Below are 25184 nucleotides of genomic sequence, written 5' to 3'. Positions count from 1 at the left end.
AGTCGAAATGTGAATTGATCAATATATTTATTAGTTTTGATTAAGTGATTTCAAGTTAATATGATCATTCAATCATAAATCTCTAAATGAAGCTAAGCCTATACCTATCTCTATTTTTTCTTCCCTTTTTCTCTTTATCACAAAGTAATACGGACTTTGATCTGATATACGATCGGGGTGAAGCCAGCCTGATATCCAATTTTGATAGCTGTTCAAATAGTATTGAGCATCTTAAAAACCTCCCTGACTTAAACAATCTTCAGAGAATTAGAATTGAGTTTCTGGAGACCAAAGCCAAGTGTCAACTGCAGAGCATTGATACGACTATGCTTATTCTCAACAAATGCCTGGAAAAGCTTAGCCAGTCTTATCCTGAGAATATGACGCAGAAGGCGGAAATATTAATGCTTTTGGGAAGTATGAATTCGTCAAACTCGAATGTATGTGTTGGGATTCCTCAATTGATGGCGGCTCAGGAATTATTTTTAAAAACTGACGATCGCAATAAGCAACACTATTGCAGAATTAGAATAGCCGAAGCCCACAGAGTTAAAAAACAGTTCAAAATTGGCTTTGATTTACTTTATGACTTGCTAAAAGAAAGAGATTTGTCCGTTCAAAATAGATGTAATTTATACGGACGCCTTGCCTCGTACTATGATGAATGTGTCACAGGAGCATTTAATTACAATGAACCAAGTTTTAATCGTTTGGATTCTACATTTAAATACACCAAGTTATCTGCCCAAATTGCCGAACAGTATAATTTTAAGGGCTTAAAAGCATCTTCTTACAATCAGCTAGGGCATTTTATGATGCACTATAGATCAGAAATTGACAGTGCTGTTATTTTCCTGAGTCAAGCTGCACAAACTTTTAAAGAGCTTGGAGATTACGCCAATTACGTGAATACCTCAAACAATATAAACAGTGCTTATCAGAAAAAAGGTCAATTTCATAAAGCCATTGCTACAAGCAAACACTTATTGACTATAAGAAAAGGAGAGGAGTACCCGCAAATATATCGCAAGACCTATAAGCATTTATCAGATTCTTACGATTCTATTGGTGATTACCGACTTGCAAAAAAATATTTGGAACGCGTGTATGCAATAGAAAAAGGCTTATTTAAAACCTACCTTAACAAAGAAGTGACTGCCTTAACAACAAAATACAATTACGAACTAAAGGAAGCCCAACTGGCAGAAGAACAACACAAGAGCCATTTTAGACTAGCCCTTTTTCTGGGTATATTTTTAATTACAATCATTTTACTGATTGTTGCTATAGTAGTGAACCGTCTGCGAAAAATGGTCTATATGCAAAAACAGCATCTTCTGATAAATAAAAATTCGATCTTGCAAAACAATATCATACATCATAACAAGACGCTTACAATGAATGCCTTGCGTTTTGTTCAGAACGACAACTTGCTGAATGAGATATCGCAGCAAGTGGGAGCGATGGAATATCTGAAAAAAGCTGATTTAAAAGAAGCCTTACAAAACTTGATTTCTGAAATTAGAGTGAGCAAAAAGAATGAAGTTTGGAACGATTTTGAGAAGAGTTTCAAAGAAGTACACGCTGATTTTTATAAAAACCTCACCAAAGAACACGCTGATCTGAGTTCAAAAGAACTGCGATTGTGCGCCTTCCTCAAGCTCAATCTAACCAGTAAAGAAATTGCAGCCATAAATGGCATGTCTCCTCGTACTGTTGAAACAGCCAGACACCGATTAAGAAAAAAACTAAACGTAGCCGAAGGAACCGATCTAAACAGCTTCTTCCAAAAATTCTAAATCTTATCTGATTACACCATCACTTTATCCTCTTCGTTCCCTTTTCTGTACCCTGAGCGGAGTCGAAGGGAGGAGAGTACCCGAATTTACGATAGGGAGTGGTTCAAAATTATAAGAATAATCGAATTCTGTCCCACGCCAAACTCACAAAAACCACCACGCTTAAATCCTGTCAGGATTACTAGCTTTACTTAAATAACGACTTCTGTTTTGTAGTAAATCGCAAAATTGGGGGTACGTCATATCTACTACATTTGCCTTATGATACATGTTGTGAGTCTCTTATGTGATTGATTTTTTTAATCATAACTAGGCAATATTTTCACTTCATAAATTAGATTTGTATTGTTCAATTCACTTCGTGATGGCATCAAGGGTTAAACCTGTCTTTGCCAAAATGAATTTATATAGTGAAGAAGAGTTTTGAAAAATACAGCTCTTTAAGCGCTATGAAAATCAAGATATGGCATTCTGGAATAAAAAATCACATAACACACATACGCTCTCCGATATTATGAGAGGGATGCAACATTCCGTGAATACAGCACAGGAGATTCTGGAGAAGCATCACATCCATCTATTGAATAAATATTTTAAGGAAGATGGTCATCCAATTACCAAGAAGATTAGAATTAGTGAAGATAAGGTTTTGGATGTACCGCTGGTTTCTGTAATCAATCAGAGTTCGCTGTGTATTGATGAAATGGATATTGAATTCAGTGCAAAGATCAATTCGATTGAGATGAAAAATTTAAAAACGGATGATATGGATGTTGATCGATCGAGTTTTACGATGGACTTTACACCTAGCGAAAGAACTACTAATGTGGTGGCTGTAAAAATTAAATTTAAAACAACGAAACAACCTGAAGGTGTATCTAGGATTGTTGATGAATTTGACAAAAGAATTCATCCAATAGAAGATTATCCTTCGGACAAAGCGAAAAATGATAACGACAATAATCCTAATCTTTAAATAAAACCCCAAAATTATGGCTGAAGAAAAAGGCTTAGCAACCGAAATGCAAGGTTTGCCCATGAGTGACTTAATTGGAGCTCCACTGAAAGCAGCATGCGATTCACAATTCCAATTGGCACAATCTGCCTATACATTTATAACACAACTTGGGTTTCAGGAGGGAGACCTTGATAAACCCAATTTGTTGAAATTTAATTTGCAACGCCCGGTAGAAACGCCCGAAGGCATTCAAACATCCGATATTGAAGTGCAAGCGCCATTTCTTGGCTTGGTTCCTATTCCTTCCTTATTAATTGATGATGTGCACATTGACTTTCAAATGGAGGTGAATGCTGCCACATCAAATAAATCAACTAAAGAGAAAGAAGCTGATATTAAGGCGCATGCCGATTTTAAATTAGGTTTCCTTGGAAAAGGTAATGTTGACGTACATGGTAAAGTTTCCTCAAGCAGAGAGAATACCCGCTCCACTAACCAAACAGCCAAATACCAGGTAAGTGTTTCGGCGCGCCAGCAACCACCTACCGAAGGCCTGAGCAAGCTGATGGATATTATGGCTAGTTGTACAGCGCCTTTGAGTATCAATAAATAAAATTAATTTGAAATGGCATTTAATAATTTCGGATTAATAGCACGTAATCGAGTTACTCAAATTACATTCGAATATAATGATTTTGATCCATTTGACGGAATTAGATTTCGCGAATGGCATCAAAATTATGCGCGTATCGGTTTTAATAAAAATATTATAGAGTATATAAGGATAAGAGATAGGGTTTTACATGAAAATACATATTGGATAAGATGTCCTTATTGCAATTGGTATTATGATATGAGTAGTAAGCGATTTCATATAGACCACAAAGTTTCTTGGCAAGATTACTGCCTTAGTCTTGTAAATAATCAAAATAATATTGGAAACCTGAGAGCTTGGGAAGTTTATATTGGATGTAATGATCCATCGAATCTGATTGTATCCTGTGCCAGTTGTAATGAATCTAAGGGTGATCGAAATATTACAGATGATTGGCTAAATAGACGGCGCATGTTGGCAAGCCAAACGAATGGATTTAATCAATAGTTACATTTTTATTTGAACTCCATTAACAAGTATATATTATAAGATGAGTAATTTATTGAGGTAAGTTGTATTCTACTTTTAAAAAAAATCAAATATTATGAAAAAATATATCCGTTATGTTCCTCTATTATTAATTCAATTAATCTCAACATTCTCAATAAAAGCTCAGGAAGAACTAACACCAGAAGATTTCCTTCCTTTAGAAATGAATATTGCCATTGACGAAAAGGTACCAGTTGAAACTGTGTATATAGGGTTCTCAATTATTGGATATGATAATGCGGATTGTACTTATGAAATAGTATATAGTAATTTTTATCCATGCCCTTTTGAAATTATGGGAAATAAACTATATGCAAAATTTGTATTAACAACGGTAAATCCATTATGTGACACGCCATGGAGTGGTGATATTAAGGTAACAACTAATGATGGAAAGTCATTGACGAAGAGGTATTATGTTAAAATAAATAATTTACCGGATCCACCGAGTATTGTGAATTTCCGTTCGCTTAATGTTGATGAAGATAGTAAAATAGGCATGGATATAGCTCCATATTTTTGGGTTTTGAGTGATTGTCATGATCCTGCTAAATTAAGTATGCTTGATAATGAATATTTCGAAATAATTGATGATAAGATTTATACAAAATTAAAACTTGATTTTGAAGAAAATTCTTTTTTTGAATTCCCTTTAACTGTAAAAGCAGAGGAGTCAGGATTGAGTACTTCATACAATTTATATGTTGCGATTAATGATGTGAACGAAGCCCCAACAGCAATCCAATTGTCAAATGCTACAATTACAGAGAATGCTCCAATTGGAACCGAAGTGGGAACACTAAATGCCAGTGATGTTGATGTCAACCAAAAATTCACATACACAATAGCTGAAAACGAGAACTTCGAGATTGTGGGAGACAAGCTAATCAGCAAAACAGCCTTCGATTTCGAAACTTTGGATAGCTATTCAGTAAAAGTGACTGTTGCTGATCAAGATGGATTAAGCCATAAACAAAATTTTACGATTCAGGTTACCGACGTGAATGAAGCGCCAACAGCCATTGCGCCAAGTGCACCAACTGTAGTTGAAGATGCTACATATATTTCTTTAGACGATAATATTCAGCTTGTAGATGTTGATGGAGACGATCAGATAGTAATATTTAATATAAGTGGGGGAGAGCTGACTATCGGAACTGCAGGTATCACTTTTGGTGGTAGTGGTAATGGAACAGCAAATGTTACGGCAGCTGGTACGCTTGCTGCACTTAATGCCGCATTGGATGCTGCCACCTTTACACCTACACCTAATTTAAATGGTACAAATGCAGGAACAATTTCGTTTACGACTAACGACGGAGAAATGACTTCCAGTGTTACATCAGTTATTTTTGAAATAACTGCCGTTAATGATGAACCTAGCGCAGTTCAACTTTCTGCAAACACGATAACAGAAAATTCAACAATTGGCACTGAAGTAGGCATACTCACAGCCAGTGATGTTGATGCAAACCAAATTTTCACCTACACAATAGCCGAAAATGAGAACTTCGAGATTGCAGGAGACAAGTTGCTTTCAAAAGCAGCCTTAAATTTTGAAACAAAAGATTATTATTCTGCAGAAATTACTGTTGCTGATCAAGATGGATTAAGCCATAAACAAAGCTTTACTATTACAGTAGAGGATGCTAACGATGCACCAACAGCAATTGAGTTATCAAACACTACAATTGCCGAGAATTCTGTAATTGGAACCGATGTTGGAACCTTATCGGCTACCGACGAAGATGCCAATCAAAGTTTCACGTACACGATAGCCGAAAATGCGAACTTCGAAATTGTAGGAGACAAACTGGTTTCAAAGTCAGAATTTGATTACGAAACTAAAGACAGTTATTCGGTTGAGATGACAGTGACCGATCAAGACGGTTTAAGTTTTATACAGAACTTTAGCATTGCAATTCAGGATTTAAATGACAATACTCCAATTGTCTTAGCCAGTCAAATTTTCTCAGTAAACGAGGATGCGCCTAATACGACAAGCTTGGGAACTGTGTTGGCTGCCGACGCTGATGCAGGAACGATTTTTAGTAGCTGGACAATTTCAAGCGGTAATGATGAATCTGTTTTTGCGATTGATGCAAGTACTGGTGAGATAACTGTTAATGATAATTCGAATCTTGATTTTGAAGCAACTACTAGTTATACTTTATCGGTAACAGTTAGCGATGGCATGAATACTAGTTCTGTTGAAACTCTTAATATCAATGTAAATGATATCAACGACAATGCTCCTATTGTGGCTGTATCACAAGTCTTTACGATCGATGAGAATCTAAATGACAATAATATTTTTGGAACCATAAAAGCTACCGACGTAGATCGTAAGTCTGAAGATTTGAAAGATTGGATTATCACGAATGGTAATAAGAACAATGCTTTTACAATTAATCCCCTAAACGGCCAAATTTCGGTAAATAACAGTCTTGCTCTAGACAGGGAAAATACAGATAAATTTCTTCTGGAAATTACAGTAAGTGATGGAGAGTTAGTATCCGAACCAGAGACGATTACAATTAAGCTTAATGATCTAAATGATAACCGTCCTGTAATCGCAGCGAATCAAACCTTCAGCTTGGATGAAAACCCAGCAAAGGGTATTGTAATTGGAAATCTTGCTGTAAAAGATGCTGATATATCAGAAACAATTTATCGAAACTGGACTATCACTAATTTCGTTGATCTTGACGGTAACGGTAATAATGCTATTGCAATTCATCCTGATACAGGAGAATTAACAGTTAACGATCCATTAGATTTTGATTATGAAACAACTCAAAATCTCATCTTACAGATAAAAGTTTCTGATGGAACAGATTTTGGTTTAGAAGAAGAAGTTATCATAAATATTCGTAATTTGAATGACAATTTGCCTACTATAATTGGTAATCAAAGTTTCACAGTGAATGAGAATATTGCCAATGGAACATCAGTTGGAAAGATTTTGGCTACAGATGGTGATGCTGGAACTACATTTTCAAATTGGAATATATTTGGAGGAACCGATGCTGATGGAATTTTTAGTATTGATGAAACGAGTGGGGAGATAAAAATAGCGGATAACACCTATTTAGATGCTGAAAATAAACCGAGTTACTTACTTCAAATTAGACTTAGTGATGGAGATTATCTAAGTGCAATAGGAAATGTTACGATTAATGTGGCAGATCTAAATGACAATGCACCTGTGATTTCAGAAGATCAAGTATTTCATATTAAAGAGAATAGTCCACAAGGCACATTGCTTGCAACTATTGAAGTTACAGATGGGGATATAACACCAACATCCTTATTTACGTTTTCTTGGGTTGGAGGAAATACGAACAGTGCATTTGTGTTAGATCCTAACACAGGTGAAATTCGAATTAATAATCCTGGTGTAATAGATTGTGAAGCAAACTCTAGATTCGATTTGGTTTTTAAAGTAAGTGATGGAACTAATACCAGTAAAGAAGAAACTATTATCGTTTTGATTGATGATATCAATGAGTTTTCTCCGATTGTAAATGCAAGTACTTTCTCAGTGGATGAAAATGCTGAAAATACGGATCTTGTAGGTCAGCTTTTAGCAAGCGATAATGATGTTTCAGCAACTTTTAGTGATTGGACAATCACTAGTGGAAATGAAGATGCAATCTTTTCTATCCATACAGCAAGTGGTGAAATTTCTATTGCTGATAACACAAAGCTTGATTTTGAAACGAACATCAGTTACACCTTATCTGTGACAGTAAGCGATGGAATCAACACAAGTTCTGTCGAAACTGTAAGTATCAATGTAAAAGATATAAACGAAGTACCAAGTGCTATTCAACTTTCAAATGCAACAATTGCTGAGAATTCAGCAATTGGAATTGAAGTGGGAACGCTAACAGCTAGCGATGTTGATGCTGGTCAAAGCTTCATTTACACCATAGCGGAAAATGCGAATTTTGAGATTGCAGGAGACAAACTAGTCAGCAAAGCGGTATTCGATTACGAAAATCAAAATAGCTACTCTGTTGAAATTACAGTGAGTGATCAAGCAGGTTTAAGTCACAAACAGATCTTCAGCATCGACATAACAGATGCAAACGATGCTCCAATCTTTACATCTGAAGCCATTACCGAAGGCGTAGAGGCAGTGGAATATGTTTATACGGTAGAATGTATGGATATTGATGGTGACGCCATTAGCCTGCTCGCTATTGAGAAACCAGATTGGTTAAATCTGGTTGATAATGGAGATGGTACTTGTACCCTTAGTGGCACACCTGCTCGCGGAGGGCTTTATCATGTGATTTTGGAAGCTAGTGATTCTGAATTTACCATTCAACAGGAATTCGATATTGATGTAGAAGTTATTACAGGAATTGAACCTGATTTTACAGCAAGCACGGTCAATATCTATCCTAACCCGGTGGCCAACGAGTTGCACATTGACCTTTCAGGATTCAAAGGAGAAGAGCTAAGTATAGCCTTGTATTCTTTGACTGGGAAACTAATATTTAAGGAATCGTATCAAAGTATAGGAGAGGAAATCAATATACGCAAATCGCTTCAGCATCTGCAATCAGGTTTATATTTGCTAATGATTGATAATGATGGCAGCCGAAAAACTTATAAAATTGTTAAGAAATAGTAATACGTTTAGTTAGGGTTAAGCCAGGGGCGTCATTATGATGGCTCTGGCTTTTTTATTTGAAATCTTCTACTTGGCAATCAGCTTCTTCAAGTTTTTGTAGATAGGATTATTAATTAGTGAAAATCATTTGTCTAGTATTGCTGTCCCAGATATATTATCTGGGGGATAAGGAGTTGGCGATTTACAATCGCATTTAATGACTATTTTTTTACGAGGGGTTACAAATCCCCAACTAGAATCTTCCAGATTGTAAATCTGAAAGAGCGGATCTCTTATTTTCCATTCATTTTGTCATTACCCTAGCCTTCATTCTTCTATTAACCCAAAGTAAATTAATGCAATAGAAATAGGGGATGAGTTAAAATTATTCTATTTTTGTGACTTGAAAGAACATATTCTATGCCGTTTAGGCTGAGAGTATTAATGGAAAAATCAGCGAATAACGATTCGCAACTGGTTATTAATTATTTACATACATTATGAAGAGAGACATTTTAGAAATCTTAAAATCATACGATCTTAAGATTAGCGATGCAGAAGTAAAGGCTAATGTCAAATCAATTGTAGACAAAGATTATAAGGCTTTGTACACCATTGAAAATCTAAAGAAGAATTTTTCTTTCATAGATTTAACGACACTGAACTCTACAGACACGCACGCAAAGGCTAAAAGTTTTGCTGACAATGTAAATAACTTCCAGAATGATTTTGACATGCCAAATGTGGCCGCTATTTGTGTATATCCATACCAGGTACCTACATTAAATGAAAACTTAAAAGCTGAGGGCGTTAGAATTGCTTCTGTAGCAGGTGTTTTCCCATCTTCTCAATCATACGTTGAAGTTAAAGCATTGGAATGTAAAATGGCCGTTGAAAAAGGGGCTAACGATATCGATATTGTCATATCTATCGGAGCTTTTCTTGAGGGACATTATCAAACTATGTTTGATGAAATTGCAATTCAGAAAGAAGCTTGTGGAAAAGCACATTTGAAGGTTATTCTTGAAACAGGAGAGTTAAAAACGGCTGAAAATATTCGTACGGCATCTATTATTGCAATGGAGGCTGGCGCTGATTTCATTAAGACATCGACAGGGAAAGTGCCTGTTAATGCGACTTTAGAAGCTGCTTATATCATGACTCAGGTAATTACTGAGTACTATGAAAAAACGGGCCGGATGGTAGGTTTCAAGCCAGCTGGAGGAATTTCTACTGCCAAAGATGCGATTGAGTTCTATTCGATTTCGAAGCATAACTTAGGTGAGGAATGGTTGAATAACAAGTGGTCTAGAATTGGAGCTTCGAGTCTAGCTAATAGTTTGTTGACTGAGATTCATAAATTGGAAACAGGAGAAGAGAAAGAGATTAAGTATTTTTAATTCTGTTACTTATATAATTGAGATAAAAGCCGGGTAATTCCGGCTTTTTTTATTTTTAACAAAATAAATGAACTTAATATTTGTATCTCATTAAATATTATGTAATTTCATTCATTGTTTAAATGTCTGTTTAGCATCAGAATATGTCCATTCATCTTTCAATATAGTCAGCTTGATGTAAATGATTCAGTTTTTTTAAACTGATCTAGTCATGTTTTTGAGAGACGGATGAGCTATTAAAAAACATAGAATTTAAGATATTTGAATTAACTCTCTAATCTAATGAAATTAGATACAAATCTGAAAAACGAAGATAAAGTCCGGATGTTAGAGGATGAGATTCTTGAGCTCAAGCAAAAGCTTGAGGTGGCTCAAGCAGGATCACCTTGTCAATCTGATTCTAAGTATTTATCAGAATTATTTGGGGTTGTTGACAATGATTTTAATTTACTTTCTATAAATAATAAGAGAAATAAGTTTGTTGAAAATCAGCAGGATGCTCTTATAGGACAGAAGTGTCATTCTGTTTGTTGTGGATCAGACCAGCCTTGTGAAGACTGTTCAATTTCCACTAATAATTCAATGAAATCAGCCTGGTACTTTCTTCAGAATCGACTAGAGAATAATGATAGGATTTGTAAGACTGATATCATTAATCCCCTAAATTATATTGAACCCTTTGAGTTGGCTTTAAAAGAGACGGATCTTTTTTATGAGCAACTTTTTGAATCGACTGGAGATGCGCTTTTAATTTTAGATTGTAAGGGGCGTATTTTGAAATTTACAAGTAAGCTATGTGAAATGCTTTCATATTCAACGGAAGAGTTCTCTGGCTTGACAATTCTTGATATTGATGACCCAACTAACTCGCTTACTTTTGAAGAAAGAACTAAGAATATAAAAAGAGATAAAGGAGCAGTATTCGAAACAGATTTAATTTCTAAATCTGGCAAATTAATTCCTGTAGAATCCAGTTCATCTCCAATACAATACCATAACAAAACTGTATTTTTTGTTACAATAAGAAATATTGAAGAGCGTATAATTGCTCAGAAGGAACTTTTGGAAAGTGAGATTCGTTTTCGCTCTTTAGTTGAAAATGCCAATGATTTAGTGATGCGCTTTGATAGAGAGCATCGTCATGTATTTGTAAATTCAGCTTCTCAGCATGTCTTGGGTATAGCTCCTGAAAAATTTATTGGTAAAACACACCATGAAATGGGCTTTCCTAACGATTTGTGTTTATTGTGGGAAGAAGAAATCGATAAGGTTTTTGAATCGGGAATTACTGATATAATTGATTTTTCAATTCACGTAGAAGGCAATCAGCTCTATTTTGAATGGCAGCTTATTCCAGAGTTTGATTCTGAAGGTGAAGTTCCTTATTTACTAGCTGTTGCTCGCGATGTGTCAACTCGTACATTGAGTGAAAAAGCGCTTGAAGAAGCTTTAAAAACGAAGGACAAGTTTTTCTCAATTATTGCTCATGATCTTAGGAATCCTTTTGGGTCTTTAAGAACACTCTCGGAGTATCTACTAAATAATGAGGATCTAACTAGAAACGAAATTCAGGAATTTGCTGAAATTATTCACGCATCGGCTTGCCAGGGATATGATTTGCTTGAAAACCTTTTGGAATGGTCAAGATCGCAAAGGGGAAGTATAAAATGGCAACCACAGGAATTTGATCTAGTTGAATTGATTAATTCAAACATCAAATTAATTCAACCAATTGTTCATAAAAAGCAGATTGAATTAAATTTTAAACCAGATAAAAGTCATTATGTTTTTGCGGATAAGTATATGACTGATACAATCATCAGAAATATATTGGCTAATGCAGTCAAATTCACCTATATGAATGGGAATGTTGATGTTCAACTGACTGAGCAAGAGAATAATTATTGTGTTTCCGTAAAAGATGATGGTAAAGGAATATCCCAAGGGCATCAAGCTAGAATCTTTGATCTGGATAATCAATATTCCAGTGTAGGAACTGATATGGAAACGGGCACAGGCCTGGGTTTGATTCTGTGTAAGGAATTCATTGATACGAACAATGGCGACTTATGGGTTGAGAGTGAAGTGGGTAAGGGAAGCTGTTTTTCATTTACCGTTCCAAAGAAATAAGCTTCTATTATTTTTTTCTTTCTATTGTATAATCAACTAGTGCTACCATAGCATTTCTAATCTCAGAATCGGGGAAAGTCATTAATATAGCATCTGCTTTAGCTTTATACTCCAACATTTTTTCTCGTGTATAGTCAATACCACCCTTATCTTTTACAAACTTGATGAGTTCTTGAACTCTATCCTTATCCTTATTGTGTTTTTTAAGGGTTTTAAGCACCCATCTTTTCTCTTTAGGAGAACAATCTCTTAATACTGCTATGAGGGGAAGAGTTAGCTTTCTTTCCTTGATATCATTACCTGTTGGTTTTCCAATGGCAGCTTGTTTGTCGTAATCGAATAGATCGTCCTTAATTTGGAAGGCAATGCCTAAATTGACCCCAAATTGTTTCATTCTTTCTTGGGTTTCAGTATCAGCATTTACCGATAAGGCACCCAATTGTGTACAGGCTGCAATAAGACTCGCTGTTTTTTTGTAAATGATATCAAAGTAAACCTCTTCTGTAATGTTGAGTTTCTTCGATTTCTCAATCTGCAAGAGCTCACCTTCACTCATTTCTTTAACCGATTCAGACACAACTTTGAGCTGGCCAAATTCATTATTATCCAAAGCAATTAGTAAGCCTTTAGATAAAAGGAAATCTCCAACCAGAACGGCAACTTTAGATTTCCAAAGCGCATTAATCGAGAAAAAACCTCTTCTTTCATAAGCTTCATCAACCACATCATCGTGTACCAAGGTAGCTGTATGCAAAAGCTGAGTAAGCGTCGCAGCCGTATGGGTCGATTGATTGGTCTCTCCACAAAGTTTAGCAGATAAGAACACCAGAATAGGCCGCATCTCTTTACCTTTTCTTTTGATAATGTATCGATTAATGACATCGAGTAGGCGAACTTTGGTCCGCATAGCATTGCGAAAATACGGATCAAATTCTTTTAACTCTTTCTCAATAGGAGCCTTTATGGTGTTTAATTTAGAAGCTTTACTCATAGCAACCAAAGGTAAAAATTTAGTGCTTTCAATGGCTAAAAAAAAAATAAATTTTCAGATGTCTTAGTCTTTAAATGGCAATTAATAGTCTGTAGATGGAATTAGACTTCGTGTCGATATTATATTGAAAAGAGAAGCTGTGTTTTTGATGTAAAAATATATTCTTCAACATATTTTAGTAGAAAACCTATTCAGAATACCCATAAATTAGCATCAAAGTAACTAATTTAACTATTTCGATATGAGACTTATCTTTCTTAAGGAATATATTTATATATTTGCATAGTTATTAAATACAAGTTTAAGTTTAGTGTATGAAGATTAGCGAATTAGAACCGGAAAAATTAGAACAAGCAGCCAATATGCTAAAGGCAATAGCTCATCCAATGAGAATTGCAATTTTAGGCTATCTTGATGATGGTAAGAAGCTGACGGTTACTGAGATACATGAGTTGTTGAAAATTGAACAATCAACAACCTCGCATCATTTAGGTATTCTTAAGGATAAGGGCGTTTTACAATCTAAACGTGAAGGAAAGAATACTTATTATTTCCTAAAACACTGTAGTTTAAGTAATATTGTTGATTGTATCAGCAATTGTACACATGGATAAAAATTAAAAACCGGTTAATACTGGTTTTTTTTATGATTTAAAGGATGGCAAAAGTTAGATTAACAAAAGAGTTTCGATTCGAAATGGCGCATGCCTTATGGAATTATGACGGTTTGTGTAAGAATATTCACGGACACTCATATATTCTATACGTAACTGTTATTGGAGAACCCATTGCAGATATAAATAATCCTAAGCTAGGGATGGTGATGGATTTTGGAGATTTAAAAAGAATCGTAAATGTTGAGATCGTAGATAAATTGGATCATGCTCTTGTTCTTAGTGATAGAACACCAATGCTTGAGCAGTTGAATATTCCTCAGATGTTCGAACGATTCTTTGTTTTCGATTACCAGCCAACTTGTGAGAATATGATTGCTGATTTTGCAGAACGCATTATTAATCGTTTACCTGCAGATGTGAAATTACATTCCTTAAAACTTCACGAGACAGCAACATCTTTTGCTGAATGGTTTGCAGAGGATAACTAATTCAAAAGAAAATATATAAATTGAAGTCCGGTTTTGTTCCGGACTTTTTTGTACCCGTATTTTTAAAATAATTATCAAGATGATTCCAGGTTCTTTCAATTTCGATCAGATAAAACCAGTTAATCCTTTGCTTGGACTTTTCCCAACTGGGGCATATGGTATTGAGTATGCCTTTAGGGTATATAAAATGGTTGATAGGTTAGCTGAGTTTGAAAAGCTTGGTGCTGCTCCACGTCAAATTTTGAAATTTTGTGCTCTATTTGCTGGTATTGGCAGAGAAGAGAATCAGATGGTTTCGAATTATGGACTTAAATCCTATGAAAAATTAACTGAACACAAATTTTTAGGGAAGTCTTGTTTTAATAATGAACGATGCCGATTCTTAATCCAATGCCAATCTCTTAATATGGATGAGATTCAAAATAAAATAGACGAATACCAAACCGAAAATAGAGATGAAGCTCTCTTCCTATTTAAAATTTTGAAAGATGCCCTAGTTCTAGATGCTTTTCGCTTTGGCAATTTTTGTGCAAACGATCTGGAATTATCAAACTCTAAGAAGTTGGTTTTATTTGCTAGTCAGTTTCATAGGAAAGAAATTAAGCAAGAAGATATTTTAATTGAAATTGAAGATTGGTTGAAAGGCATTCAATAATTTTTCATTCACAATAAAGGCACAAAATAATTCTCGTACTTTTGCTACAACTAATCGTCATTAACACACTTATAATATATGTATTCATCAGATAATAATCCTGATAAGAAGCTCTTTTTACTCGATGCTTTTGCTTTGATCTACCGCTCGTATTATGCTTTTATAAAGAACCCTAGATACACCTCAACGGGGATAAATGCTTCGGCTATGTTGGGATTCACCAATACGCTATTGAATATTCTTGAGAAAGAAAAACCATCTCATATTGCTGTTGTTTTCGATCCGGCAGGTAAAACCTTTCGTCACGAAATGTTTAAGGAGTATAAGGCCCATAGACCACCTATGCCTGATGATTTGAGAAACTCTTTGCCATATATCAAGCGAATAATTAAAGGCTTTAATATTCCTGAAATTGAGGTTGCTGGTTATGAAGCTGATGATGTAATAGGAACTTTGGCAAAGAAGGCTGAAAAGCAAGGTTTCACGGTTTATATGATGACACCTGATAAGGATTATGCCCAATTGGTGAGTGAAAATATTTTCATGTTTAAGCCTGGTCGTTCTGGTAATGAAACAGAGGTTTTAGGCGTTCCAGAAATCTTAAGCAATTTTGGCCTTGAAGACCCAGAGCAGATAATTGACTATTTAGGTTTGATGGGTGATTCTGCCGATAATATTCCGGGTTGTCCAGGCATTGGTCCAAAGACGGCTCAAAAATTATTAGCAGCTTATAAATCCATCGATGGGATTTATGAAAATACAGAAAAGCTAAAAGGTAAGCAGAAAGAAAATATTGTCAATTCAGAAGAACAAGTTCGTTTTTCGAGAGTATTGGCAACAATTGCATTGGATGTGCCTATCGACTATGCTGATGAAAAATGTAAACTGATAGATATTGACGAAGAGATATTAGGTGGCGTTTTTCTTGAGTTGGAGTTCTTTTCTCTAAGAGAAAAGGTTTTGTCTAATGCAAATAATAAATCGATAGATAATACTGATGATGATGCTTCTGACAGTTCGAAATCTGTGGGTAAGAGCACGATAGAAGAAAAAGAAATCATTCTCAGGGAGCTTGAAGACCTAAAAGCACAGTTTTTTGTGCTTGATAATGCGGCAGTTAGAGCTGATTTGAGAGCTGATTTATGTGTGCAAAAATCCTTCTCATTTAGAACAATTTTGAGTGATACGGATCCTAATCAGTCTCAAATCTTAGGATTGGCTTTTGCCTACAAAAATAACCGTTCATTTTTTGTTCCATTTCCTCAAGATGCTTCTGAAGCGAAAAAAGTGGCCCAAGAGTTTCGATTTATTTTTGAGGATGAAAATATCTTAAAAATTGCTCACGACATCAAACGTGATATTTTGGCTTTGCGTTGGTGTGGTATAGAATTGAAGGGGCCAATTTTTGATACGATGATTGCTCATTATTTGATTCAGCCTGAAGTTAAACATGAATTGGTAAATATTGCTCAAGGTAGTATTCAATACAAATTGATGGAAGAAGAGAAGCCTGAGAAGAAAAAGCAAGCTCAGTTGAGTCTGATGTTGGAACCTGAACCCATTAAGCACGACAAATATTGTGAAGAAACTTTGGTGAATTTAGAATTGGTTGAAGCATTGGAAAAAGAATTGACCGATAGTGAACTCCTTGATTTATTCTATAATATGGAAATGCCGCTTCTTCTGATCTTAGCTGATATGGAATTTACAGGTGTGAAGATTGATGTGCCTATGCTAAAAGCTTATGCAGGTGAATTGAACATCGAAGTAAATGTTATTGAGAAGGAGATTCTCGAAATGTCTGGTAAGGAGTTTAATGTGGCGTCGCCAAAGCAACTGGGTGAGGTTTTATTTGAACATATGGCTCTAGATTCAAAAGCTAAGAAGACTAAATCAGGTCAGTTCTCAACTTCGGAGCAGGTTCTAAGCAAGTTGAAGGATAAGCATCCAATTATAGAGAAGATATTGATTTTCCGTGGTTTGAAAAAGTTAATTTCGACCTATGTGGAGGCCTTACCAACTTATATCAATCAAAAATCGGGACGTATTCATACTTCATTTAAGCAAGCTGAAGCGGCTACAGGTCGTTTGAGTTCGATTAACCCGAATATTCAGAACATTCCGATTCGTACACCTCAAGGACGATATGTACGTAAAGCCTTTATTCCTTCTGATGAAAATCATACATTCCTATCAGCTGACTATTCTCAGGTTGAGTTACGCTTAATGGCACATATGAGTCAGGATAAGGCGATGATTGATGCTTTTAATGACGCTGCCGATTTCCACCAGGCAACAGCTGCAAAAATTTACAAATTACCTCTTGAAGAGGTGACTAGCGATATGCGTTCGCATGCTAAGTCTGCCAATTTTGGTATTATTTACGGTATTTCAGCCTTCGGATTAGCTGAAAATCTTAAGATATCTCGTAAGGAAGGCAAGGCTTTGATTACGGGTTATTTTGAATCTTACCCAGGTGTCAAAGAATTTATGGATAAGTCTGTTGCTGAAGCAAGAGAGAATGAATATGTGATGACTATTAAAGGTCGACGACGTTACCTTAAGGACATCAACTCGAGTAATGGTATGATGCGTTCCATTGCAGAACGAAATGCTATTAATGCACCCGTACAGGGATCTGCTGCTGATGTGATTAAGTTAGCAATGATTGGTATCAGTAATCGAATGAAAGTTGAAGGGATGAAGTCTAAGATGCTGATTCAAGTGCATGATGAATTGAACTTCGATTGCTTAAAGTCTGAGCTTGATCAAATGAAAGTGATTCTTCGCGAGGAGATGGAGAATGCTGTTAAGATTAGCGTTCCACTAACCGTTGATATGGGAGTAGGAGAGAACTGGTTAGAAGCTCACTGATCGAACTAAATAAAGAAAATACGAAAGTGGTGTTTGCTCTATGCAGGCACCACTTTTTTTTCGGTCATTGAGCGGAGCCGAAATGCACGAAAAATGTTCCCGATGATTTCGCAAATGAGCGCAGATTTTTTAATTTCCACATCCTCACATTCCTAACTCATAATTTTAAATTTATAATTTGTAAACCCCACTTTCCAAACCAACAACTCCATTTTTTAAAGCTTGATGTAGGTTTGTGATTTTATCAAGGGCATTGTCGCCCATTAATATCTTTTGACCTGTGAGTATGACAGGTTTATCTTTGGCTTTAGCTAGAAAGCTGCTTAGGAAATCAATACCTTTTTGTGTCTGATCTTGCGTTGATACTTTCTGGAAACCTAGAGAATCGAGTTGCTCTTTTAGCTGATTAGATGTTATGAGATGGTTATTAACTAATTCATCAACCCAAGGGAGTGGGTAGTTTAATACATCATCGCTCTTTTTAAGTACATCGTAATAGATAAATCGACTACCTTTTTTTAGAGTTCGTTTGACTTCGGCGTATAGCTTTTGTTTATCCTCAATGCACATTTGTACATGCTGAGTGATTATCAAAGCAAACTGTTCTGAAGGGTAGGGAAGTGCTGTTGCATCAGCTTGATTAAAATGGGTTTTATCATCAAGACCTATAAGCTTAGAAAGGGATTTTGCTGTATTGATGTGTTGCTCTAAATAGTCAATACCATGAACGAAGCAATCGTATTTTTCAGCTAACATCCGGCAAGTACCGCCTAGTCCGCAACCTAAATCAAGAACCACAGAATCTTTATTCAGTTCAATTTGTGAGAACAGTTCTTCACTCACAGCTTTTCCACGAACATGAAACTCATCGAAAGAAGATGTGTGCTTTCGGGTGATATCAGTTTTTGAGATGCCCATTTTTGCTATGGCATCAAGAATCATTTGATATTGGTTTGACTTCATCTCACAAAGAAAGTAAAGAATGCTGATATTGAATTCATCTGTATTTCTATCTCGATCTATTTTTCTTACTTTTAGATCTTGTAAACACAAGATGAACGATAAATGTGACGTTCTCTTTTTAAAACAATTATCCGATTATGAAGATCATATCCTATAACTTAAATGGCATACGTGCCGCTATTAGTAAAGATTTGGTAGGCTGGTTAAAAGCTGAAAACCCAGATATTTTATGCATTCAAGAAACCAAAGCTCAGCCAGAGCAAATTGAATCTCACCTTTTCGAAGAACTGGGATACCATTGCTACTGGCATTCGGCAGTGAAGAAGGGTTACTCTGGCGTGGGTATCCTAACGAAGATTAAACCGAATAAGATATATATCGGTGTTGATAATGAAGAATTCGACGTTGAAGGACGCGCTATTCGTGCCGATTTTGATGGCTTTTCGGTGATGTCAACCTATCATCCTTCAGGAACAACTGGAGGTATTCGTCAAGATTATAAAATGAATTGGCTGAACTATTTCCATGGCTATATTCAGGAATTGAAAAAGGAGATTCCGAACCTGATTATTGCGGGTGATTATAATATTTGTCACAAGCCAATTGATATCAGCAATCCTGAGAAGAAGAAAAACGTTTCTGGTTTTCTTCCGGAAGAAAGAGAGTGGGTTTCTGAATTTATTGCTTCAGGATTTATCGATAGCTTTAGAGTATTCGATCAGTCGCCAGATAAGTATTCGTGGTGGAGCTATAGAGCGGGTTGCCGTGGTAAAAACTTAGGCTGGCGCATCGATTATAATATGGTGAGCGAAAGCTTGCGAGAGAGGCTAAAAGGTGCTTCAATTCTTGCCGATGTGGTACATTCGGATCATTGCCCTGTTGTGCTTGAGATCGATTAATACTTGCCAGTCCAGATTTGCAATCTGGGCTTGAGGAATTGGTGATTTATTCTCTTCGTTCATGAAGCATGTTAGTAATCGCTTATCAAATAAACCAATATTTGTATTACTAGGAGGTCAAAGACCTCCAGCTCGAAACCTGCAGATTTTAAATCTGCAGGAGCAAGGTTTGAAATAATATAAAAGCCGTCAGATATTGAATCTGGCGGCTTTGTTTTTAATTACTAATTAAGTAGCAGGTAATCAAAAGCTTTTGTGATCGTAGAGATAATTAACTAACTTATAGACTAGTTATTTAAGATCAGAATTCACTCTTAGTATTATGAAATACCAACTCTCCAAAGGCAAAAAGATTCTGATCTCTGTCTTGACTTTTCTGTTTATCCTTTTTTTCTTTCTTTCCTTTTTTCTTTCGTCGCTTGTAAAACATTGGGCGGTGAATAATAGTGAAGATTTGATTGGACGAAAGGTTATGATATCCGAGTTGCATTTCAATTATGCTCAGGCAAAAATACAGATAAAAGGATTCAAGCTTTTAGAAGAAAATCCGAAGCGTCTTTTTATAGTTTTTGAGGAGTTACTTTTCAATTTCTCGCCCTATCAGTTGTTAAAACGTGAGTATGCTTTTTCCAATATCTATCTCGATGGTTTAAAGGTTTTTGTTGTTCACAACAGTATCGGCTTTAATTTCGATGATATAATACGCAAACGTGATTTTGGGTTAGATGAGACAAACAAGAAGAAATTAGTGAAATTTTCATTAGAAGATATTCAGTTTAAAAATGGATACATTAAGTATACCGACCTTGAAAAGAATAACATTGTAAAATTCGAGGATATCAATCTCAAACTCCCTTTAATTGCCTGGAATAACAATAAATCTGAAATGGGGGTGGATTTACTCTTTGGAAATAAAGGGAAAATAAGACTGAATGCCGATATGAATCATGCCCTGAATTCCTATTCTGTTGATATTTCAATGCAAACTATCGATTTGAATCACATTAAGGCTTACCTCACAGATTATTTAAATATAAACGCCATATCGGGTCGGTTAAATTCGTCACTTCAACTTTTGGGAAGCCTAAGTGAGCCAACAGATTTTATCATATCGGGACAGGCAAATATTGGTAATATTGAGTTGAGAGATACTAATGATATCAAACTGTTTGAAGCCAAACTTATTGAAGCTTCTCTTGATTCTCTGAATTTGGGAGCCTCTCATTTCGAACTTGGAAAGCTTCATATCGATTCGCCTGAAATTTTTCTAAGTCTGGATACCATCTCCAATAATTACAGTAGAATGATTAGCCCATTTATGCGATTTTATTATAATTTAATGGATAGTTTGAGAAAAATACCTAACAGAACATATCCATTCTACAAAATCGATAATATCTCGGTAAGTAATGGTCTCCTTAGTCTTGCTACGGATAGTTTGAAGCGCGATTTTGTTTATGATTTCGAAGACATTGATATTGAGATAGACCGATTGCACTTTAGGAAGATTGACCTGGACTTACCATGGATTGCCTGGAACAGAACGAAATCAAAGTTTGATGTCGATTTCAAGCTTGGCAATCAGGGAAAAGTTGGTGCGAAAGTAGTAACGAATCATGCTCGGAATACATACGAAATGGATCTTATTACGCAGTCTGTCGATTTGGATACCCTAAAGACTTTCCTTAAGGATTATTTAGAGTTAAGTTCCATTTCAGGACAGTTAAATACAAACCTTCAGCTCATAGGACGTCTAACTGAACCAGCTGATTTGACTTTATCCGGTCAAGCGAATCTAACTGATTTAATAATGAAAGATAGTAGTGAAATAGAGCTATTTTCAGCACGAAACATAGATGTTACAGTAGATTCCCTAAATCCGGGAACGTCTCATTTCGATCTGGGAGGGCTTCGTATTGATTCACCCATAATTTACTTTAGCATAGATACTGTTTCGAACAATTTCAGAATCTTACTTAGCCCGCCCATGCAGACTTATTTCTTTGCAGAGGATAGCCTAAAAGATCAATCTGATGTGATAACTCCATTTTATCAAATCGATAGCATTTCATTGAGTAATGGACTACTAAGTTTTGTCGATCAAACCATGAGGCGAGATTTTGTTTACGACCTTAAACAGATTGATATTACTTTGGGTACATTATCCGAGAATGAAGAACGTGTCCCATTCTCATATTCTATGAACATGCATGGCTCAGGCCGTTTAGCAGGAGAGGGGACTTTTAGCATGAAAAATGCGAAATCCATATCTATTGAAAGTCAGGCAAATAATCTGGATATGATGAGTTTTTCTCCATATAGCGAATATTATTTCGCTCTCCCCATCAATCAAGGTATACTCGATTATAAGTCGAGCTTAGTAATGAATGATACAAAATTGAATGCTACCAATACGATACATATTTCAAGTTTGGCATTTGGTAAAAAAATGAAAGAGGAGAATGCCATAAAAGCTCCCATTCGATTGGCTTTATATATTTTGAAAGATAATAGGGACCAGGTTAATTTTGAATTGCCAGTTACAGGAAACCCCTCGGATCCAGATTTCAGATTGGGCAGAATCATTTCGAAAGCACTGTTGAAATTCATGCTTAATGCCGCTGGCCAGCCTTTCAATATTCTGGGACATTTGGTTGGAGCGAATCCAAAGAGTATCAAAACGATCCCCTTCCACTTTCTACAGGATAGTTTAGATGACCTGCAAAAGAAAAAGCTCAATAAAATTGCTTTGGTTTTAAGCAAAAAGGAGAAATTACGATTCTCTTTTATTCAGGAAACCAACCTTCAGAAAGAAAAGGAACTGTTAGCCCTTAAAAGTTGTATCAGCTCTTTTTGCACTGTTAAAAAAATTGCTTTACCAGATGTTTCTGATAGACAAATATTGGATTGGTGGACTACCAATATGGAATTTATAGATTTTTTAAAAAGTAATTCAAATCTCGAAGAAGGTGAAGTTATTTCAGCTTTGTGCATCGAGATGCTTGGAGAAGCTGAACTCGATGATCTGTTTTTGAACCTATTGGAAAAGAGAAACAGATCATTGCAAGTATTTATGCAAGACAGTTTAAGTGTAGATTCATCATCATTCGAAGTTAAAACGGCTGACCTCAGGAATATGCCAGAGCTTATAAAATCACCTAATTACCGTGTAGAAGTATCTTTAAAGTAGGACTATTTTCAAATCAGTTAGAACAATATTCATGTTTTCATTTATTATTTCATTCTCATTTTTAGCTTTTTACGACCTCCTGTTTTAGTTTTGATTTTTCAATTAAGATTTCTATTTGTTGAGCAAATAAAAACTTAATTTTGTGTTTTAAACCTACTGACTGGTTTAAGTCTTCATAAAGAGGCTTAATTCTTTAATATAGAGCATTTTTATTTCAATTATATTCCAATTTCACCATTATGAACTTTCAATTATCAAAGGGCAAAAAGATTCTAATATCAATTTTTGCTTTCCTTTTTGTTCTCTTCTTCTTTCTATCGTCTCTAATTAAATATTGGGTGGTGAAGAATAGTGAAGAGTTGGTAGGACGTAAGCTTAATATATCAGAATTGCACTTTAATTATGCACAAGTTTCTCTTGGAGTAAAGGAATTTAAGCTTTTCGAGGAAGATAAAATCAGCAGCTTTGTGGCATTCGACGAGTTACATGTTAATTTTTCGCCTTGGCATTTAATCACAGGAGAATATGCTTTTTCGAAGATCTATCTTGATGGTTTGGATGTGTCAGTTATTCAGGATAGCCTTGGTTTCAATTTTGATAGCATGATACCTAAACAGGATTCTGTTGTAGAAGAACCGACTGAGAAAAAAGACTTGAAATTTTCCATAAAAAACATTCATTTTAAGAATGGAGCTATTCGTTATACTGATGTTTTAAAGGATAACACCATTGAGTTTGAGAAGATGGATTTGGAATTGCCTCTGATCGCTTGGAACAACGAAAAATCGGAAATGGGAGTCGACTTTGCCATGGGAGATAAGGGGCGTGTACAAGTTAGTGCCGATATAGACCATGCAAAGAATGCTTATGTTATTGATCTTACTACACAGTCGATTGACTTGAAACCTATAAAAGCTTATTTGACAGATTATATTGATATTTCAGCTATTTCGGGACAGTTAAATACCGCTATTCATCTAAAAGGAAATCTTGATAACCCAATGGATTTGGTTGTGTCTGGACAAACGAATGTTGTCGACTTTGAGATGAAAGATGGTGCTGAAAAAAAGCTGTTTGCAGCTAAAAATGTGCAAGTAGCTTTAGATTCTCTGAATGTTGGGACTTCTCATTACGAAATTGGAGCTGTTCAAGTTGATTCTCTTGAAATCTATGCAAGTTTAGATAAAGAATCGACCAATTTTGAACGTATGCTGGCTCCCTACATGAAAGCTGATTCTTTATCTACTGATACCATCACTACTCAAATTGATACTGCATCAAATCTATTCTATCAGGTTAATAGCATTTCGGTGACGAATGGTTTGGTGAACTTTACTGATAATACCTTAAATCGACCTTTCGTTTACGATCTAAAGAATATCGAGTTTAAAATGGGAACCTTATCTGAGAAAGTCGATTCTATTCCAATATCGTATTCAATGAATTTACACGGAACAGGTCGTTCTGTAGGAGAGGGTTCATTTAGTTTGAAAGATCTTTCATCCGTAAACTTTAAGAATCATATTGAAAATTTAGATATGATGAGCTTTTCGCCATATACTGAGTTTTATATTGCTCGTCCTATCACACAAGGGGAGTTTAATTATAAAACAAGTCTTGAGAAGAATGCTACTCGACTAAAGAATAAGAACCATATTCAAATTTCAGAATTGGATTTTGGGAATAAAACTAAAGATAAGAATGCAATAAAAGCACCCGTTCGACTGGCTTTATATCTACTAAAGGATAAAGATGATCAGATTGATTTTGAATTGCCAGTTTCAGGGAATCCTTCAGATCCTGATTTTAGAGTTGGGAAGATTATTTGGAAAACTTTGATGAATTTTCTAATTAAAACGGCCAGTCAACCCTTTAATATCCTTGTGAATCTAGCCGGTGGAGATCCTGAAAGTATCAAAAGGATACCTTTCCATTTCTTACAAGATAGCCTGGATGCAAGGCAAAAGAAAAACCTGAGAAAGATTGCGACGATTTTAACTAAAAAGGATGAATTGTACTTTTCATTTATTCAGGAAACGAACTTGCAGAAAGAGAAAGAATTTTTAGCTCTTAAGAACTCGATAAGAATTTTCTGTACGTCTAAAAGTATCTCATTCCCCGATGTTGCAGATGATCAACTGATAAATTGGGCGACTGCAAATATAGATTTTATGATTTATTTGAATCCCAATTCAGTAGAGGGCGTTAGTGTATCTTCTCTGTGTATTAAGAAAGTTGGAAAACAAGAGCTTGATTCTATTTTTATGAGCTTGCTTGAAACTCGAAATATTGTTCTAAATACTTTTATGAAGGATAGTTTGGCATTGGATGAGGCATCTTTCAAGGTGAAAACAGCTGATCTTAGGAATATGCCCGAGCAACTAAAGTCACCAAATTATAGGGTCGAAGTCTCTTTAAAATAGAAACCCCAGATATTAAATCCGGGGTTTAA

16 protein-coding genes are annotated in these 25184 nt (G+C 35.5%); 14 read left to right on the top strand and 2 right to left on the bottom strand.

The annotated features are described in order from the left end of the window. Positions 1 to 86: 86 nt before the first annotated feature. The 7 genes from ACXR6G_RS05185 (at position 87) to ACXR6G_RS05155 (ending at position 12055) form a co-directional block, all read left to right on the top strand. The gene (locus ACXR6G_RS05185; protein WP_458360339.1) at positions 87 to 1799 is read left to right on the top strand and encodes a LuxR C-terminal-related transcriptional regulator; all 1713 of its coding nucleotides are present in this window, start codon (positions 87 to 89) and stop codon (positions 1797 to 1799) included. Between the two features lie 463 nt (positions 1800 to 2262). Continuing rightward, a complete protein-coding gene (locus tag ACXR6G_RS05180) occupies positions 2263 to 2775 on the top strand; it encodes a DUF2589 domain-containing protein (protein WP_458360338.1) in 513 nt (170 codons plus the stop codon). A gap of 16 nt (positions 2776 to 2791) precedes the next feature. After that, on the top strand, positions 2792 to 3370 hold the full coding sequence (locus ACXR6G_RS05175) for a DUF2589 domain-containing protein (protein ID WP_458360337.1): 579 nt from the start codon (positions 2792 to 2794) through the stop codon (positions 3368 to 3370). A gap of 12 nt (positions 3371 to 3382) precedes the next feature. Next, the gene (locus tag ACXR6G_RS05170) at positions 3383 to 3859 is read left to right on the top strand and encodes a hypothetical protein (RefSeq protein WP_458360336.1); all 477 of its coding nucleotides are present in this window, start codon (positions 3383 to 3385) and stop codon (positions 3857 to 3859) included. A gap of 97 nt (positions 3860 to 3956) precedes the next feature. Then, a complete protein-coding gene (locus ACXR6G_RS05165; protein WP_458360335.1) occupies positions 3957 to 8543 on the top strand; it encodes a cadherin domain-containing protein in 4587 nt (1528 codons plus the stop codon). A 482-nt stretch (positions 8544 to 9025) separates the two neighbouring features. Further along, positions 9026 to 9925, top strand: coding sequence for a deoxyribose-phosphate aldolase (deoC, locus tag ACXR6G_RS05160; RefSeq protein WP_458360334.1), 900 nt, complete (start codon positions 9026 to 9028; stop codon positions 9923 to 9925). A gap of 282 nt (positions 9926 to 10207) precedes the next feature. Then, positions 10208 to 12055, top strand: coding sequence for a PAS domain S-box protein (locus ACXR6G_RS05155; protein ID WP_458360333.1), 1848 nt, complete (start codon positions 10208 to 10210; stop codon positions 12053 to 12055). 7 nt (positions 12056 to 12062) lie between these two features. On the opposite strand, the gene ACXR6G_RS05150 is transcribed toward ACXR6G_RS05155, so the two are convergent. Then, positions 12063 to 13046, bottom strand: coding sequence for a polyprenyl synthetase family protein (locus ACXR6G_RS05150; RefSeq protein WP_458360332.1), 984 nt, complete (start codon positions 13044 to 13046; stop codon positions 12063 to 12065). 314 nt (positions 13047 to 13360) lie between these two features. Between ACXR6G_RS05150 and ACXR6G_RS05145 the strand changes: the two genes are divergently transcribed. From ACXR6G_RS05145 to polA, 4 genes are all read left to right on the top strand, one after another. Further along, positions 13361 to 13660 carry an ArsR/SmtB family transcription factor gene (locus ACXR6G_RS05145; protein ID WP_458360331.1) on the top strand — a complete coding sequence of 100 codons (300 nt, stop codon included), beginning with the start codon at positions 13361 to 13363 and terminating at the stop codon, positions 13658 to 13660. Between the two features lie 44 nt (positions 13661 to 13704). Further along, positions 13705 to 14151 (top strand): 6-pyruvoyl trahydropterin synthase family protein, encoded by a 447-nt coding sequence (locus ACXR6G_RS05140; RefSeq protein ID WP_458360330.1) that lies wholly within the window; start codon positions 13705 to 13707, stop codon positions 14149 to 14151. A 79-nt stretch (positions 14152 to 14230) separates the two neighbouring features. Next, complete coding sequence (locus ACXR6G_RS05135) at positions 14231 to 14806, top strand: hypothetical protein (protein WP_458360329.1); 576 nt, start codon at positions 14231 to 14233, stop codon at positions 14804 to 14806. A 78-nt stretch (positions 14807 to 14884) separates the two neighbouring features. After that, positions 14885 to 17680: a DNA polymerase I gene (gene polA / locus ACXR6G_RS05130; RefSeq protein ID WP_458360328.1), complete on the top strand. Its 2796-nt coding sequence runs from the start codon at positions 14885 to 14887 to the stop codon at positions 17678 to 17680. 171 nt (positions 17681 to 17851) lie between these two features. Here the strand turns inward: polA and ACXR6G_RS05125 are convergent, their stop codons facing one another. Continuing rightward, positions 17852 to 18643, bottom strand: a complete 792-nt coding sequence (locus ACXR6G_RS05125) for a class I SAM-dependent methyltransferase (RefSeq protein WP_458360327.1) — start codon at positions 18641 to 18643, stop codon at positions 17852 to 17854. A gap of 137 nt (positions 18644 to 18780) precedes the next feature. Here ACXR6G_RS05125 and ACXR6G_RS05120 point away from each other — a divergent pair, with 137 nt between their 5' ends. From ACXR6G_RS05120 to ACXR6G_RS05110, 3 genes are all read left to right on the top strand, one after another. Next, on the top strand, positions 18781 to 19542 hold the full coding sequence (locus tag ACXR6G_RS05120) for an exodeoxyribonuclease III (protein ID WP_458360326.1): 762 nt from the start codon (positions 18781 to 18783) through the stop codon (positions 19540 to 19542). Between the two features lie 322 nt (positions 19543 to 19864). After that, positions 19865 to 22732: a DUF748 domain-containing protein gene (locus ACXR6G_RS05115; RefSeq protein WP_458360325.1), complete on the top strand. Its 2868-nt coding sequence runs from the start codon at positions 19865 to 19867 to the stop codon at positions 22730 to 22732. Between the two features lie 239 nt (positions 22733 to 22971). Beyond that, entirely contained in the window at positions 22972 to 25155 is a 2184-nt protein-coding gene (locus tag ACXR6G_RS05110; RefSeq protein WP_458360324.1) for a DUF748 domain-containing protein, read from the top strand. Positions 25156 to 25184 lie beyond the last annotated feature (29 nt).

The sequence above is a fragment of the Ancylomarina sp. YFZ004 genome, from assembly GCF_054254355.1.
Note: the sequence above shows the minus strand (reverse complement) of the source record. Positions and strands in the feature narration are given on the sequence as shown.